At 65.4% G+C, this 15,303-nt stretch carries 15 protein-coding genes and 1 other RNA gene; 12 read left to right on the top strand and 4 right to left on the bottom strand.

All coding sequences use genetic code 11. The features are described 5' to 3' along the window. The first annotated feature begins 38 nt into the window (after positions 1-38). Positions 39-986: a cation diffusion facilitator family transporter gene (locus tag NOG11_RS06645; protein ID WP_256618927.1), complete on the top strand. Its 948-nt coding sequence runs from the start codon at positions 39-41 to the stop codon at positions 984-986. Between the two features lie 308 nt (positions 987-1,294). On the opposite strand, the gene NOG11_RS06650 is transcribed toward NOG11_RS06645, so the two are convergent. The 3 genes from NOG11_RS06650 to NOG11_RS06660 all read right to left on the bottom strand — a co-directional run bounded on the left by NOG11_RS06650 (position 1,295) and on the right by NOG11_RS06660 (position 3,565). Beyond that, entirely contained in the window at positions 1,295-2,200 is a 906-nt protein-coding gene (locus NOG11_RS06650) for an SDR family oxidoreductase (RefSeq protein WP_256618928.1), read from the bottom strand. A gap of 102 nt (positions 2,201-2,302) precedes the next feature. Next, on the bottom strand, positions 2,303-3,100 hold the full coding sequence (gene mazG, locus NOG11_RS06655) for a nucleoside triphosphate pyrophosphohydrolase (RefSeq protein WP_256618929.1): 798 nt from the start codon (positions 3,098-3,100) through the stop codon (positions 2,303-2,305). A 99-nt stretch (positions 3,101-3,199) separates the two neighbouring features. Beyond that, a complete protein-coding gene (locus NOG11_RS06660) occupies positions 3,200-3,565 on the bottom strand; it encodes a hypothetical protein (RefSeq protein WP_256618930.1) in 366 nt (121 codons plus the stop codon). Between the two features lie 63 nt (positions 3,566-3,628). Between NOG11_RS06660 and NOG11_RS06665 the strand changes: the two genes are divergently transcribed. Genes NOG11_RS06665 through NOG11_RS06675 form a run of 3 tightly spaced genes read left to right on the top strand, consistent with a single transcriptional unit; the run spans position 3,629 to position 5,785 of the window. Further along, positions 3,629-4,558, top strand: a complete 930-nt coding sequence (locus tag NOG11_RS06665; protein ID WP_256618931.1) for a branched-chain amino acid transaminase — start codon at positions 3,629-3,631, stop codon at positions 4,556-4,558. A gap of 3 nt (positions 4,559-4,561) precedes the next feature. Continuing rightward, a complete protein-coding gene (locus tag NOG11_RS06670) occupies positions 4,562-5,173 on the top strand; it encodes a 2-hydroxychromene-2-carboxylate isomerase (RefSeq protein ID WP_256618932.1) in 612 nt (203 codons plus the stop codon). 3 nt (positions 5,174-5,176) lie between these two features. Then, a complete protein-coding gene (locus NOG11_RS06675) occupies positions 5,177-5,785 on the top strand; it encodes a trimeric intracellular cation channel family protein (RefSeq protein ID WP_256618933.1) in 609 nt (202 codons plus the stop codon). Here NOG11_RS06675 and NOG11_RS06680 read toward each other — a convergent pair. After that, complete coding sequence (locus tag NOG11_RS06680) at positions 5,769-6,803, bottom strand: Gfo/Idh/MocA family protein (protein ID WP_256618934.1); 1,035 nt, start codon at positions 6,801-6,803, stop codon at positions 5,769-5,771. The two genes, NOG11_RS06675 and NOG11_RS06680, sit on opposite strands and share 17 nt — an antisense overlap. A gap of 179 nt (positions 6,804-6,982) precedes the next feature. Here NOG11_RS06680 and rnpB point away from each other — a divergent pair. From rnpB to mraY, 8 genes are all read left to right on the top strand, one after another. Next, positions 6,983-7,363, top strand: an RNA gene (gene rnpB, locus NOG11_RS06685) — RNase P RNA component class A. 458 nt (positions 7,364-7,821) lie between these two features. Further along, entirely contained in the window at positions 7,822-8,343 is a 522-nt protein-coding gene (locus NOG11_RS06690; RefSeq protein ID WP_256618935.1) for a division/cell wall cluster transcriptional repressor MraZ, read from the top strand. After that, entirely contained in the window at positions 8,340-9,341 is a 1,002-nt protein-coding gene (gene rsmH, locus NOG11_RS06695) for a 16S rRNA (cytosine(1402)-N(4))-methyltransferase RsmH (protein WP_256618936.1), read from the top strand. The genes NOG11_RS06690 and rsmH overlap by 4 nt, the downstream gene beginning before the upstream one ends. Next, the gene (locus NOG11_RS06700; protein WP_256618937.1) at positions 9,338-9,649 is read left to right on the top strand and encodes an FtsB/FtsL family cell division protein; all 312 of its coding nucleotides are present in this window, start codon (positions 9,338-9,340) and stop codon (positions 9,647-9,649) included. The genes rsmH and NOG11_RS06700 overlap by 4 nt, the downstream gene beginning before the upstream one ends. Further along, on the top strand, positions 9,646-11,379 hold the full coding sequence (locus NOG11_RS06705; RefSeq protein WP_256618938.1) for a peptidoglycan D,D-transpeptidase FtsI family protein: 1,734 nt from the start codon (positions 9,646-9,648) through the stop codon (positions 11,377-11,379). Before NOG11_RS06700 ends, NOG11_RS06705 begins: the two co-directional genes overlap by 4 nt. Further along, positions 11,376-12,824, top strand: coding sequence for a UDP-N-acetylmuramoyl-L-alanyl-D-glutamate--2,6-diaminopimelate ligase (locus tag NOG11_RS06710; protein WP_256618939.1), 1,449 nt, complete (start codon positions 11,376-11,378; stop codon positions 12,822-12,824). The genes NOG11_RS06705 and NOG11_RS06710 overlap by 4 nt, the downstream gene beginning before the upstream one ends. Further along, positions 12,821-14,194 carry a UDP-N-acetylmuramoyl-tripeptide--D-alanyl-D-alanine ligase gene (locus tag NOG11_RS06715; RefSeq protein ID WP_256618940.1) on the top strand — a complete coding sequence of 458 codons (1,374 nt, stop codon included), beginning with the start codon at positions 12,821-12,823 and terminating at the stop codon, positions 14,192-14,194. The genes NOG11_RS06710 and NOG11_RS06715 overlap by 4 nt, the downstream gene beginning before the upstream one ends. Continuing rightward, entirely contained in the window at positions 14,194-15,297 is a 1,104-nt protein-coding gene (gene mraY / locus NOG11_RS06720; RefSeq protein WP_256618941.1) for a phospho-N-acetylmuramoyl-pentapeptide-transferase, read from the top strand. Before NOG11_RS06715 ends, mraY begins: the two co-directional genes overlap by 1 nt. The last annotated feature ends 6 nt before the right edge of the window (positions 15,298-15,303 follow it).

The following is a 15,303-nucleotide window of genomic DNA, read 5'->3' on the forward strand; positions in this document are numbered from 1 at the left end:
CTATGCTTTCTCTCGCGATAGATTAGGGTCGAGGGAACATGGGTATCCATCACGATCACCACGGCGCGTGTGGCCACGGTGAGCACGGCCAGCCTCAAGGGGGTGGCCGGCTTGGCATAGCACTGGTCGTCATCGCCGCTTTTGCTGTCGTCGAGGTGGTTGGCGGCGTTCTCTCCGGCTCGCTCGCTCTTCTCGCCGATGCCGGCCACATGGTGACCGATGCCGCCGCCCTGGCGTTGGCGCTGAGCGCCCAGTGGCTGGCCAAACGGCCCGCCTCCGAACGTTTCCCCTTCGGTATGAAGCGGGCACAGGTCCTGGCGGCCTTCATCAACGGCCTGGCGCTGCTGCTGATCGTCGGGTTTCTCCTGATCGAGGCCCTGGGCAGGCTGGGCAACCCCCAGGGCATCAACGCCCAGCTCATGATGACGGTGGCGATCGTGGGGCTGGCGGCGAACATCGTCGCCTTCTTCATCCTGCATCCGAGCGCGAAGGACGACGTGAACGTGAAGGGCGCGATGCTTCATGTGGCCGCCGACATCTTCGGATCGGTGGCGGCGATCATCTCGGCCCTCGTGATCATGGCGACGGGGTTTCTCGCCATCGACGCCATCCTCACTCTCGCTGTCTGCGCGCTGATCCTGCACTCGGCGGTTCCTCTGGTGAGGGAGACGGGCTCGATCCTGATGCAGTCCGCCCCGTCCGATCTGAGGTCCGATGAAGTGGCTCAAACCCTCTGCCAGCTTCCCGACGTGCTGGAGGTGCACGGCGTCAGGGCTTGGCAGCTCACCCCCGGCGAGACCTACATCTCCCTCCACGCCACCGTCCCGCGTCAGGCGGACCACGACGAGATCCTGCGCGATATCAAGGACAAGCTTCGGGAAGAGGTGGGCATCCGCCACTCGACGGTGCAGCTCGAGACCGCGGACGTCATCCCGCTGCGCAGAAGTGTGAAAGCCTGCGTCGATCAGGCGGAGCTGGCTGAGTAGGTTCGGCCTTTCGAGGAAGGTAGCAGCCCCCTCCGCCCTTCGGGCACCTCACCCACTCGCGTAGGGGAGGGAAGCAGAACCATTTCCTGCTCTCTATGTTGCTCCCCCACTGGTGGGGGAGCTGCCGGTAGGCTGAGGGGGCGGAAGCGCAAACCGCGTCGCGGGAAGGCGCCCGACCGGGTACCCGAGCCGTCTGGCTCGCCCGTCGGAGTGCCGCCCTCGCCTCTGAAGAACGCGAGCGAAGCGAAAGCGTAGTCGAGCCGGCGCTCAAATAGGAGGGCGGTCAGCCCGACGGTAGCGCCACTCTTCTATGAAGTGATCATGCCGCCGGTGATGCCGATGGTCTCGCCGGTCATGTAGCTGGCTTCCTGGCTGGCCAGCAGCACGAAGGCCGGGGCACACTCCACCGGTTGGCCGGGCCGACCAAAGGGGGTCTGTTTGCCGAACTCCTTGATGCTCTCCTGATCCTGACCGCCGGACGGCTGCAGCGGGGTCCAGAAGGGGCCGGGAGCGATACCGTTGACGCGGATGCCTTTCTCGGCAGCCTGTTTGGCGAGGCCCTGGGTGAAGCCGCGAATGGCGAACTTGGTCATCGAGTAGTCGAGGAGGCCGGGCACCGGCTCATAGCCCAGGACCGAGGTCACGTTGATGATCGAGGCGCCTGCGGGCATCCGCTTCATCGCCTCCTGACTCATATAGAACATGGCGTAGATGTTGGTCTTCACCGTGTCGTCGAACTGCTCGTCGGAGATGTCCTGAATGCTCTCCTGCATGACCTGCTTGGCGGCGTTGATGACCAGGATGTCGAGACCGCCCATCACCTGCTCGGCCTCTTTCACGAGGGCGCGGCAGAAGCCCTTGTCACGCAGATCGCCGGGCATGAGGTTCAGCGTGCCGCCCTCGCCCTCGATGAGCTGCTTGAGGGTCTGGGCGTCGGTCTCTTCCTCGCCGAGATAGTTGATCGTCACCGCCGCGCCCTCGCGGGCATAGGCGATGGCCGCCGCCCGGCCGATACCGCTGTCGCCCCCAGTGATGAGCGCCTTGCGGCCCTGAAGACGGCCCGAACCCACATAGCTCTCCTCACCATGGTCGGGGCGGGGATCCATCTTGTCGGTGAAACCCGGCTTGTCCTGCGGCTGCTTGTCGAAGGGCGGCTGAGGGTACTGCGACCTCGGATCGGTCATGGTGGTGAGGCTGGTGTTGCGGTTCGTCATGGAACTCTCCCGTCAGGTGTATGCTGACAAGGTAACGGGAAGAGCGGCGCCGCCGTTCGGCAGGGTGCGGCGCTTTGAACGTGACGATCAGTTCAACAAGGTTTAGAGTTCTTTAGCCTCCGTCCAGTAGCCCTCCAGCTCGTCCAGCGTATGCTGATCGAAGCCACGTCCTGATCGGTCCACTTCTCCCTCCACATGGGAGAAGCGCTTCTCGAACTTCTCGTTCGCCTTACGCCCGGCGGTTTCGGTGTCGATCCCTAGGCGGCGTCCCAGATTGGCGGCGGAGAAGAGGAGGTCACCGAGCTCCTCCTCGGTATGCTGCATATCGCCCGAGGCCAGCGCCTCGCGCAGCTCGCCGAGCTCTTCTTCCATCTTGTCGATGATGTGGACGGCTTCGGGCCATTCGAAGCCTACCCGTGCCGCCCGCTTGGAGAGCTTCTCGGCGCGGGTGAGGGCGGGGAGGCCGCGGGGCACATCGGCCAGGATCGAGGTTTCACCCCGCTCCTTTCGCTCGCGCTCCTTCATCTCCTCCCAGGCTGCCGTCTGGCCGTCCGCGTCGCGTCCGTCGGCCTGCTCGAAGACATGGGGGTGGCGGCTGACCATCTTGGTGACGATGCCCTCGACCACGTCGTCAAAGGTGAAGGCGCCGCGCTCCTCCGCCATCTGGCTGTGGAAGACCACCTGAAGAAGAAGGTCTCCCAGTTCGGATCGAAGCTCCTCGTCCGAGCCCCGCTCGATGGCGTCCACGACCTCATAGGCCTCCTCAATGCAGTAGCGCGCGATGGAGCGGTGGTCCTGCTCCACATCCCAGGGGCAGCCGCCGTCAGGGTCGCGTAGGGCCGCCATCAGCTCTTTAAGGGCGCCAATGGAGCGGGGGTCCGAGGGGGGTGTCTTGGCCAAGTTCAGCGCTGCTTTCGCTTTTGCTGCTCTTGCCAGATACGGGTCCAAACCGTGATCGCGATGGCGAAAACGATGCCCATGCCGCTCACGATCGCTGCTTCAAGAGTGGTCATCGCTGCTATCCTCCTGCTGGAGCGTGATGTAGGCACAGCCGAGATAGCAAACCACTGCGGCCACCGCAAAAAGGACGCTGCCGCCGATCGTTTCGGCCCCGATGAAAGTGGCGACGACGAATGCTAGGGTAAGCTTCTCCAGCAAATCCGCGTTGCGTTCGTCCAAGGTCTTCATAGGTTTCCCATCGGTGTGCACGATCTTTTTGGCCGATTCGCAAATTGTCCAGTTTCGCAAGACTCCTGCTGGAAACGCATCGTCAGTGGTTTGTTTGGCGAGCTCATCTGTATCGAGCTCCGTGCCGCTATCGTTTCTTACCGCGCTGCACCATGTTCGTTCCGAGGACGGCAGCAAACATGCTTGGCACCCGGTAAATCCGTGCCTTAGAGAGGCGGCAAAGGCCCATAGGAGGACACCATGCCGATCAAGGAATCCCAATTCATCTGGCGCAGCGGCGAGATGGTCCCCTGGGCCGAGGCGACGACCCATGTGATGACCCACGCGCTGCTCTACGGCACCTGCGCCTTCGAGGGCATTCGCGCCTACGAGACCCCGCACAAGGGTACGGCGATCTTCCGCAACGACGCCCATGCCGAGCGGCTCTTCTACTCCTCGCGCATCTACGGCATCGGCATCGAGTTCACCAAGGAAGAGGTCATGCAGGCCTGCCGCGACGCGGTGGCCAAGAACGGGCTCTCCTCCGCCTATATCCGGGTCAACGCTTACCTCGGTTACGGTGAGATGAGCCCCTCGGCCACGGGCTGCCCCAACGAGCTCGACGTCATCGCCTTCGCCCTCGGCCAGTATCTCGGCGACGAGGCTGTGCAGCAGGGCATAGACGTCTGCGTGACCAGCTGGCGCCGCACGGCCCCCTCGACCATTCCCGCAGGCCTGAAGATGGCGGGCAACTACCTCTCCTCCCGCCTCATCACCACCGAGGCGAAGGCGAGGGGCTGCGTCGAGGGCATCGGCCTTGGCCATTCGGGCCAGGTGTCCGAAGGCGCGGGCGAGAACCTCTTCATGGTCAAGAACGGCAAGATCTACACGCCGCCCACCTCTGCCTCGATCCTCGTCGGCATCACCCGGGATTCGATCATCACCATGGCCCGCGACCTCGGTTTCGAGGTCATTGAGCAGGAGATCAGCCGCGAAGCCCTCTACGGCGCCGAGGAGCTCTTCTTCACCGGCACCGCCGCCGAGGTCACCCCGATCAAGACGGTGGACGGCTTCGAGATCGGCACGGTGGGCGATAACCCGGTGACGTCGAAGATCCAGAAAGCCTTCTTCGGCCTCTTCAGCGGCGAAACCGAAGACAAGTACGGCTGGCTCGACCCGGTGGAGGGCTAAAGGATGGCCCCGCGCTTCTACTACGACTACGGCAGCCCCAACGCGTACCTCGCGTGGCGCATCCTGCCCGATGTGGAAGCGCGTACCGGCATCGCCTTCGAGCGCGTGCCGGTGCTTCTCGGCGGCATCTTTAAAGCGACGGGCAACCAGTCGCCCTTCTACCGCTACGGCCCGGTGAAGGGGCGGATGGAGTACGAGATGTTGGAGATGCGGCGCTTCATGCAGCACCACCGCATCACCGACTTCCAGATGAACCACAACTTCCCCCAGAACTCCCTCGTGATGATGCGCGGCGCCGTCGCAGCGGCGGAGATGGGGCACGGCGAGGCCTACGACCGCACCTGCTTCGAGGGGATGTGGCGGGAGAACCTGCAGATGGACGATGTGGACATCTTCGTCCCCCGTCTGAACAAGGAAGGCCTGCCGGGTACGGATATCCTGCAGAAAGCCCAGGAAAGCGGGACCAAGGCCAAGCTCGTCGAGCTGACCAACGGGGCGGTGGAGAAGGGCATCTTCGGCCTGCCCAGCTTCCTCATCGGTGACGAGCTCTTCTTCGGCAAGGACCGGATCGCCGATGCCGAGCTCGAGATCCTGCGCGCCAAGTCCTCCGGCTAAGCCTTGTCCCTAGAGCTGCTGCTTCTCTTCGCCGACCGGATCGGCACCTTCGTCTTTGCCCTCTCCGGCGGGGTGGCGGCGGTCAGGCGAGACATGGACCTCTTCGGTGTCATCACGCTCGCCTTTCTTCCGGCCGTAGGTGGAGGGACCTTGCGGGACCTCTTGCTCGACGAGCCGGTGTTCTGGCTGGCGGACCCTTGGGTCCTGGGGATAGCGGCAGCGGGGGGCGTGGTCGCCTTTGTCGCCGCGACCCCGGTGGACAATTTCAAACCGCTCAGATGGGCGGACGCGGCAGGGCTCGCCCTCTTCGCCGTGACCGGCGCGGCCAAGGCGCAAGAGCTCGGCTACGGCATGCCCATCGTGCTCCTCATGGGGACGATAACGGCGACCTTTGGCGGTTTGCTAAGGGACGTGGTGGCGAACAGGGAGCCCCTGGTGCTGAAGGAGGACATCTACGCCACCGCCGCTTTGTTCGGTGCGCTGATCTACTGGCTGCTGAGCCTCTCGCCGCTGACCGAGGCGCTGGCCTTCGCCGGGGGGTTCGCCGGGGCGCTGCTACTGAGGGGGGCGGCGATCGTTTGGAAGTGGTCGCTTCCTAAGCCTCGGGCTTAGGCTTCTTCAGCGAGCGCCAGATGGCGTCGAGTGTTTCCTGGGTCCAGACCGCTCGCCAGCCCGCGCTTCTTGCCTCCTCTCCAGTTGGATCTCCTGCGTATCGCGCAAAAGCCTCGAGCATAGAGATGATGTGGGATTTCTCACCAGGAGTGACTACGAACTTGACCATGGCAGGATCAGTCCGTCCGCGACGCAGTCGGAAGCCTGCCGGGAACTGCGGCTTCTCCTCCCCAATCCGCGCTCGCTCCCAGTCATGGACGAAATCGTCCATCGAAATGATCCCCTTTGTGCCGACTAAGGTCATGTCCTGAGCGAACGCTCCTGCGGTGAAGCTGCAGTCGAAACCCAACCTGAAGCCGTCGTTCATGTAGGTGACCACACCGGTCACACCAACCAACGCGCCTTTCTCGAACTTACCATAAGCTTGGCATGCAGAGTATTCGATTGCATCAGGGACCAGGTCCACCACTAGGCGGGCACAGTACCATCCGAGATCACCGAGGACGCCGTAGGGTTCGAGCTCAGGATCGAAGCGAATGTTCTCTCTACCTCCTACATCCGCATGAAAGGAGGCAGTGAGGGAGATGGGCGTGCCTATATCTTCGTCCAGGACCAATCCGAGCAACGTTAGTGTGCGGGGATTATGCGTGAAATGAGTGGCATCCATGAAGGCAAGGCTCTTAGCTCTCGCCATCTTCATCAGCTTCTTTGCGGACTCGTAGGATGCAAGCGGCTTCTCCACCAGCACATGCTTGCCCTGCATGAGAGCCTCCAGCGCGATCTCCTCCTTCGCCGCTGTCGGGACCGCGATATAGACCGCGTCGATATCCTCCCGCGCGCAGAGGGCTTCGAAGCCCTCGACCGGCTCGCCGCCATGCTTCGCTGTGAAGCCCTGGGCGCTCGCGAGGTTTCGGCTGGCGACAGCCACAAGCTCGACCTTGTCCGTCATGGAGATGGCGACGGCGTGCTTGCCCGCGATCTTGCCGGTGCCGACCATGCCTAGTCTGAGCGGTATCATGTTTGGCCTCACGCGCCGAGGGCGCTCCGGCGGGGCGAGCCATACGGCTCGGGCACCCGGTCGGGTGCCTTGGGCGCTGCGCTTTGCTTCGTAGGTTCGTAAGGGGGAGCCGCACGGTGGGGAAGCATGGTGTGCAGCCTCTGGACTAGGCGCCCCGAAAGGCCCACACGCAGTGTGTGTCAGGCGGCTGGGCGACCGCGGGGCTTTGGTCTCGAGGAAAGTCCGGGCTCCATGGCGGCAGGGTGCCGGGTAACGCCCGGCCAGCGTGAGCTGAGGGACAGCGCCACAGAGAATATCCGCCTCGCTAGACGGGGTCAGGGTGAAAAGGTGCGGTAAGAGCGCACCGCCGGGGCGGCAACGTCCTCGGGCATAGGCAAGCCCCGCCCGGAGCAAGACCGAATAGGGACGCCGCGCCCTTCGCAAGAAGGGCAGGCCCGCCGTCAGGCTGAGGGGTCCGGGTTGGTTGCAGGAGCGTCCTCGCAAGGGGGCGCCTCAGATGAATGGTCGCCCAGGGGTGCTCGCACCCTGGACAGAACCCGGCTTACAGGCCGCCTGATGCTCTTCTTTTGTCTCACGCCCCGAGGGCGCTGCGACGGCGCGGCCTGACCGGCCGGGCACCCGGTCGGGTGCCTTCCCGTTCGACCGTTGAGCTTTGAAGGGTTTGCTATTTCGCGCCTCGCCCTCTCCCGGACGCCCTCCCACGGCTTGTCCGTGGGACCCAACTCCCTCCGTATCGACCGGCACATTCTTAAGGAGATGGGTCCCGTGGGTCGCTTAGCGACCATGGGAAGGCGTTTAATGGTGCACTCCCCAAACCCACTGTGGAAAACTTCTACACAAGCTGTGGACTAGCTTTCCGCGTTAAGAACTTATGCACAAAACAGCAGTGTCATTGTTTCCCATCGGAACCCATGGTATCCCACTGGAAACCGAACATGCCCTGGCAGGCGGGGTTCGGTGCTTCGTATGTGTTGAGGGTCAGCGCGGGCCATGCCCGTGAACGGGAGCGGTGCGAGCTATGGCAGAGGAGGGGCTGGTAGAGACGCATCAGGACGCCCTTCTTCAGGCTGCCCGCTTCACCGGCCGCTATGCGGGGAAGGTGGACGCCAAGGGTCGCGTCTCGATCCCCGGCGACTTCCGGCGCCTTCTGCCCGGCGGCACCGTCTATGCCTTCCGCCATTTCAGTGAGCCCGTGCTGCAGATGGGGCCGAGGAGCCTTCTCGATAATCTGCTCGCTTCCGTGGCTGGGCAGGACGTCTATGACGAGGACCGCTGGCTGCTCGAGGACGAGATCACCGAGGGCACGCAGGCCCTCGCCCTGGACGAGAACGGGCGCATCTCTCTGCCTAAGGACCTCCGTGAGGAGCTGAACCTGACCGGCCCGGCGGCCTTTGGCGGGCGGGGCTGGCACTTCATTCTGGGGGCTGAGGACTATCTCAACCAGCAGCGCAGCCGCGCCCGCGAGGCAGCCTCGCGACACCGGGACACGCTGCGCGCCCGCATGCTTCCCTCAGTTCAGGCGGGGAGGCAGCAGGGATGAGCCCGCATATCCCCGTCATGCTGCCCGAGGTGCTCGAAGGGCTGGAGATCGCGGGCGGCGATGTGGTGGCCGACGCTACCTTCGGCGCGGGCGGCTACACGGCGGCCATCGCCGAGGCGGGAGCGAAGGTGCTTGGCTTCGACCGCGATCCGACGGCGATTGCAGCCGGGCGGGAGCGGTTTGCGGGCCGGAACGATGTCGTCCTCATCCCCCGCTCCTTCGATGCCATCGCCGAGGAGGCTGCGCAGCATTCGGAGGACGGGCTCGACGGCGCGGTCTTCGATTTAGGCGTGAGCTCGATGCAGCTCGACCAGTCGGCGCGCGGCTTCTCCTTCCAGAAGGACGGCCCCCTCGACATGCGCATGGGGGAGGGGCCGTCTGCCGCCGAAGCCGTGGCGGAGCTCTCCCAGGACGAGCTCAAGCAGATCTTCTGGCAGTACGGCGAAGAGCGGCGGGCGGGACAGCTCGCCGCCGCCATTGTCCGTGAGCGGCAGAAGGCGCCCATCGAGAGCACCCTGCAGCTCGCAAGGCTCGCCGGTGAGCAGCGGGCCACGGAGAAGATCCACCCGGCTACCCGTATGTTCCAGGCCCTGCGCATCTTCGTCAATGACGAGCTGGGCCAGCTCGTCCGTGCCCTGCGCGGTGCCGAACAGGCGCTCAAGACAGGCGGGCGGCTGGTGGTGGTGACCTTCCACAGCCTCGAAGACCGCATCGTGAAGCGCTTCCTGACGCTGGCCTCGGCGTCGGAGGGCAACAGCTCGCGCCACCTCCCCGAAGTGGAGCAGCTCGAGCCGAGCTTCACCCTTCGCTCGCGCAAGGCCGTGCTCGCCTCGAAGGAAGAGGCCGCTGAGAACCCGCGCGCCCGCTCCGCCAAACTGCGCGCCGCCACAAGGACCAGCGCCGCGCCCCTCGCCTGGACCGAGGACCGGCTCTTCAAACTCGGCGCCCCGCGCCTCGTCTTTTCCGATCTCCAGACCGAATGGAGCCATTCTTCATGATCCGTTTTGCGATCTTCGCCGTTCTCTCTCTCGCTCTAGCCGGTAGCGCTATCATGCGCCTCTCCGCCGAGCACCAGGTGCGGGAGGAGCGCCGCGCGATCGCGCGACTCGACCGTCAGGAGAAACAGCTCCAGGCCGAGATCGACCGCCTGCGTTTCGAGGTGGAAGTGCTGGAATCGGCTCCGCGACTCGGGGAACTTAGTGCCGACCGCCTTTCCCTGGCGCCGGGCAGCGGGGAGCAGATGGCGGACGGCGATGTTCTTCGCGGTGTGATCGATCCTGCCCCTCGTGTGGAGACGCAGCCGTGAACGCAAGCGCCCTGAACAGGTTCGAGGTCACCATCGGCTTCGACGAGCTGGCCCGCAAGCGTGCCGTTCGGCCGAAGGCGGAAGCGGACCAGGCGGAGAGCATCCGCAGAAGGCTCCTTCTCTGCGGTGCAGGGCTGGGCGCCGTCTTCTGCGCTTTGGGTTTCAGAACCGCCCAGCTCGCCCTCAACCCGCCGCCGCCAGTCTACCAGCTTGCCGGTAGCGAGAGCACTGGCGGTCCGGCGCTTCTCGAGGACCGCGAGGGCAGGGCGCTCGCTCTCTCCATCAAGGGCTTCGGTCTCGCCATCCACGGCAGCGAGGTGTGGGAGGCCGAAGAAGCGGCAGCCAAGCTTGCCGGTCTCTTCCCCCATATCGACCCGGCCAAGCTGCGCATCAAACTCGAGGCGGGCCAGCGGGTGGTGATCGACCGGGTCATCACGCCGGAGCAGCGCGAGGAAGTGCTGGCCCTTGGGCTTCCGGGCATCACCTTCCCCGAGGCGGATATCCGCGCCTATCCGCAAGGGCGGCTGTTCAGCCATGTGGTGGGGTATCAGATCCCCGGCCGGGGCGGTGTGACTGGGCTGGAGGCCACAGCATCCAGTCAGGAGCTCGCCGGCACACAGCGCACCACGCTCCACACGGCGGCGCAGACCATCATGCTGGGCGAGGTCTCCCGCGCCATGGCGCAGTTCGAGGCCAAGGCCGCCTGGGGGCTCCTCCTGGATGCCCATAGCGGCGACGTCGTCTCCCTGGTCAGCTTGCCGGACTTCGACCCCAACCGGCCAGGCGCCAGCGACGCTTCGGCGCGGCGCAACCGGGTTGTTTCCGACACTTACGAACTCGGCTCGGCCTTCAAGGCGCTGACCGTGGCCATGGCGCTGGAGGAGGGCATCGTCGCCCTCGACACGCCGGTGGATGTGACCTCACCGCTGAAAGTGGGCGACTGGTCGATCGAGGACTACTCCGAGAAGGGCAATGTACTGAGCGTCGAGGAGATCCTCGCCTACAGCTCCAATATCGGCACGGCGCAGCTCGCGCTCCTGATGGGTCAGGACGGTTTCACCGCCGCCCTCGAACGGTTCGGCCTTCTCGAACGCATGACCACCTCGCTGCCTGAGAGCCGCAGCCCGCTCATCCCGCGTGAGTGGGGTCCGGCGGAGATCGCCACCGTCTCCTACGGCCACGGCATTGCGGTGTCGCCGCTGCACCTGACGGCCGCCTTCGCCGCCCTGGTCAATGGCGGCGAGCAGGTGACGCCGCGCTTCCTCCTCTCCGACCCGGTCGAGAAGAAGCGGGTCATCAGCGAGCGGACGAGCCTGGAGCTTCGCCGTGCGCTGCGCGCCGTGGTCACCGAGGGTACGGGGAGCTTCGCCGAGGCGGAGGGCTTCTATGTCATCGGCAAGACCGCGACCGCCGACAAGCCGGGCGCGGGCGGCTATAACGACAAGGGGCCGCTCATCTCCTCCTTCATCGGAGCGTTCCCCGGCCACGACCCACGCTATGTCATGCTGATCAGTCTGGACGAGCCCAAGGGCAACGCCAGCACCTACGGTTACGCCACGGCAGGTTGGACCGCCGCGCCCGCCTTCAAGCGCGCGGTGGAGCGGCTGGCGCCGGTTCTGGGGGTGATGCCCACCCCCGAGGACCAGGCCGCCGACGCCTTTCTGACCGTGCTCGGCGCAAGAGACGGGGCGGGCGCAACCCTTCCGACTGCGGAGGAGAACTCCCGATGAAACTCCAAGAGATGACCGCACTGGCAAGGCGTCTGCCAGATGTCGAGATCAAGGGCCTCACCGCCGACAGCAGGGCCGTGCGTGAAGGTTTCCTCTTCGCGGCCCTGCCTGGTACGAAGATCGACGGGCGCAAGTTCATCGACGACGCCGTGAGGAACGGCGCCGCCGCCGTCCTGGCAAGGCCTGGCACCAAGGCCCCCGTCCCGGTGCTGGAGAGCGAGCAGCCTCGGCTGACCCTCGCCCAGCTCGCCATGATGTTCCACCCGCAGCAGCCGCGTCTGATCGCCGGGGTGACAGGGACCAACGGCAAGACTTCCGTCGCTCGTTTCGCCAGCCAGCTCTGGTCGTCGCTTGGGCACCACGCAGGTAGTCTGGGTACGCTCGGCGCCGTCGCGCCGGGCTATGACTACGCGCTGAAGCACACCACGCCCGACCCGGTGGAGATCCACCAGGTGCTCTCGGGCATGGCGGCGGTGGGCACGACGCACCTCGCTATGGAGGTGTCGAGCCATGGGCTCAGCCAGTACCGGGCGGACGGGGTGAACTTTTCGCTGGCGGCCTTCACCAACCTGACGCGCGACCATTTCGACTATCACGAGACCTTCGAGGACTACTACCACGCCAAGAGGCGGCTGTTCACGCAGCTCCTTCCAAGGGGCGGCACGGTGGTCATCAACACGGACGGTCCGTTTGCGGAGCGTGCGGTCGAGGATGCGCGAGCCGCTGGAAGGCGTCCGCTGACTGTGGGGCGGAAGGGCGAGCTTCTGGCCCTCAGGCGCGTCGAACCGGGCGCCACCGGCCTTCGGGTCGAGGTCGAGGCGGAGGGCAAGAGCTACACGCTCCACCTGCCCCTCGTCGGCAGTTTCCAGGCCGACAACGCGCTGGTTGCTGCAGGCCTCGTCATCGCCAGCGGCTACGGGCCGAGCCTGGTGCTGCCGAAGCTTGAGCAGATCAGCGCCGCCCCTGGCCGGATGGAGCTGGCGGGCGTTCGCCGGTTCAAGAGCGGCACGGCGGGCATCTATGTGGACTACGCTCATACCCCCGCCGCCGTGGAGACCGTGCTGGAGGCCATCCGTCCCCATACGGCGGGCCGGGTGCATATCGTCCTCGGCGCGGGCGGCGACCGGGACAAGGAGAAGCGCGCGCTGATGGGCAAGGCCGCCTCCATGGGGGCTGATCATGTGGTTGTCACCGACGACAATCCCCGCACGGAAGACCCGGCTCTCATTCGCGCGGACGTTGCCAAGGGCGCACCCAAGGCTGAAGTGATCGGCGACCGCCGCGAGGCGATCCTTGCCGCCGCCCGCAACCTCCGCCCCGGCGACACGCTGGTGATCGCGGGCAAGGGGCACGAGCGCGGCCAGACCATCGGCACCGTGACCTTTCCCTTCAGCGATGTGGAAGTGGCGCGCGAGGCCGCCATGAGCGATGAGGCAGCCGCGTGACGGGCAAGCTCTTCGAGGCCTATCAGGTAGCGGCGGCGACCGGCGGTGAGCTTTGCGGCGGCGAGGACTGGTCGATCGGCGGCCTCTCCATCGACACGCGGGGCATCCGCCCGGGCGACCTCTTCGTGGCGCTGGAGGCCGAGCGGGACGGGCACGACTTTGCTAGCCAAGCCTTCGAGAAGGGTGCTGCTGCCGCGCTCGTCAGCAAGTCCATCGAGGTCGGGCCTTATGTCCTCGTGCCTGACACGCTGCGCGCGGCGGAGAGGCTGGCCGGGGCCGCCAGGGACCGCAGCTTCGCACCCCTGATCGGCGTCACGGGCAGCGCGGGCAAAACCACCACCAAGGAGATGCTGCGCGCGGCCCTGACCCCGCTCGGCGAGATCCACGCGGCGCAGAAGAGCTTCAACAACCATATCGGCGTGCCCCTGACCCTGGCCGAGCTTCCGCCCACGGCCAAGGCTGGCGTCTTCGAGATGGGCATGAATCATGCCGGAGAGATCAGAGGGCTGACGAGCCTCGTCCGACCGCATATCGCCCTTATCACCACAGTTGCCGAGGCGCATCTCGAGTTCCTCGGCTCAATGGAGGGGATCGCCGACGCCAAGGCCGAGATCGCCGAGGGCCTCCGCCCCGGCGGCACCATGATCCTGCCCGCCGACAGCCCCTACCTTCCGCGCTTGCTGCAGCGCTGCGAGGAGGCAGGGGTAGGCAACATCCAGACCTTCGGACGCAAGGGCGAACATGCCCGCCTTACAGGCGCGGAGCCTGCCGAAGGCGGCATGAATGTCGCCGCCGTGGTCCTCGGCGAAGAAGTCCGCTTCCTCCTCGCCGCCGAGGGTGAGCACATGGCTACCAACGCCCTCGCGGCGCTGCTGGCGGCGTTGAAGGCAGGCGTCAGCGTCCAGGACGCGGCTGCCGCCCTCTCCACCTTCAGCACCGGAGCGGGCCGGGGTGAGCGCTTCCAGCTTCAGCTTGGTGAGCGGACGGTCACCGTTCTGGACGAAAGTTATAACGCCAACCCCGCCTCCATGCGTGCGTCCCTAGGTGTGCTGGGAAGGGCACCTGGCCGCAAGGTAGCGGTCCTCGGCGAGATGAGGGAGCTTGGCGACACCGCCCCGCAGCTCCACGCTGGGCTGGCCGAGGCGGCGAGCGTTGCGGACATCGTTCACACCGCAGGACCCATGATGCTGCACCTCCGCGAAGCCTTGCCGGAGGCCAAGCGCGGAACCCATGGTGAAAATGCTAACGATCTCCTTCAGCCTTTATTAGATGACCTCCACGAAGCCGATACGGTCCTGTTCAAAGGTTCGAACGCCTCTAAGGTGGGTCCTCTCTTAGGGGCCCTTCTGAAGGCAGGCCGGAAGGTATAATGTTCTACCACCTCTTCGTTCCGCTTGCGGACGACTACCAGATCTTCAACCTGTTCCGGTACATCACGTTCCGGATCGGCGGCGCGACCCTGACGGCGATGCTGATCGCCTTCCTCGTCGGACCCGGCATGATCAACTGGATGCGGGTGAAGCAGGGCAAGGGCCAGCCGATCCGCAAGGACGGACCGCAAAGCCACATCGTCGAGAAGGCGGGCACACCCACCATGGGCGGGCTCCTGATTCTATTCTCGATGGTGGTCTCGGTGCTGCTCTGGGCGCCGCTCAACAACCCCTATATCTGGATCGTGCTCGGCGTGACCGTAGGGTTCGGGCTTCTCGGTTTCTACGATGACTATCTCAAGGTCACCAAGCAGACCTCGGACGGCGTGGTCGGCTCGCTCAAGCTCCTCTTCCAGTTCGGCATCGCCTTCGTCGCGGGCGCGGCGTCCGTCGCCGTGCTGCAGAGCTCCACCGGCGTCGATGTGGACATGGCCACCGGCCTCGCCATCCCGTTCTGGGGCTACATCCTTCCCCTGGGCTTCCTCGTCTTTCCCTTCGCCGCCGTCGTTATCGTCGGCAGCTCCAACGCGGTGAACCTGACCGACGGTCTCGACGGCCTCGCCATTGTGCCGGTGATGATCGCCGCGGGTACCTTCCTTCTCATCGCCTATCTCGTCGGCCGGGCGGACTATGCCGGGTATCTCGGCATCATCTACGTGCCCGGCGCCGGCGAGCTGACGATCATCTGCGCCGCCATTATCGGGGCAGGGCTAGGCTTCCTCTGGTTCAACGCGCCGCCCGCCATGATCTTCATGGGCGATACGGGATCGCTGGCCCTCGGAGGCACGCTCGGTGCCATGGCCGTGGCCATCAAGCACGAGATCGTCCTCGCCATCGTCGGCGGTCTCTTCGTCTTCGAGGCGCTGTCCGTGATGATCCAGATCGCCAGCTTCAAGCTGACCGGCAAGCGGGTCTTCAAGATGGCGCCCGTGCACCACCATTTCGAGCAGCTCGGCTGGAAGGAGCCGACCATCGTCATCCGCTTCTGGATCGTGGCGATCATCCTCGCCATGATCGGCCTCTCCACCCTCAAACTGCGCTAGGACCCG

This window comes from Parvularcula maris (assembly GCF_024505085.1).
GTDB lineage: Bacteria > Pseudomonadota > Alphaproteobacteria > Caulobacterales > Parvularculaceae > Parvularcula > Parvularcula maris.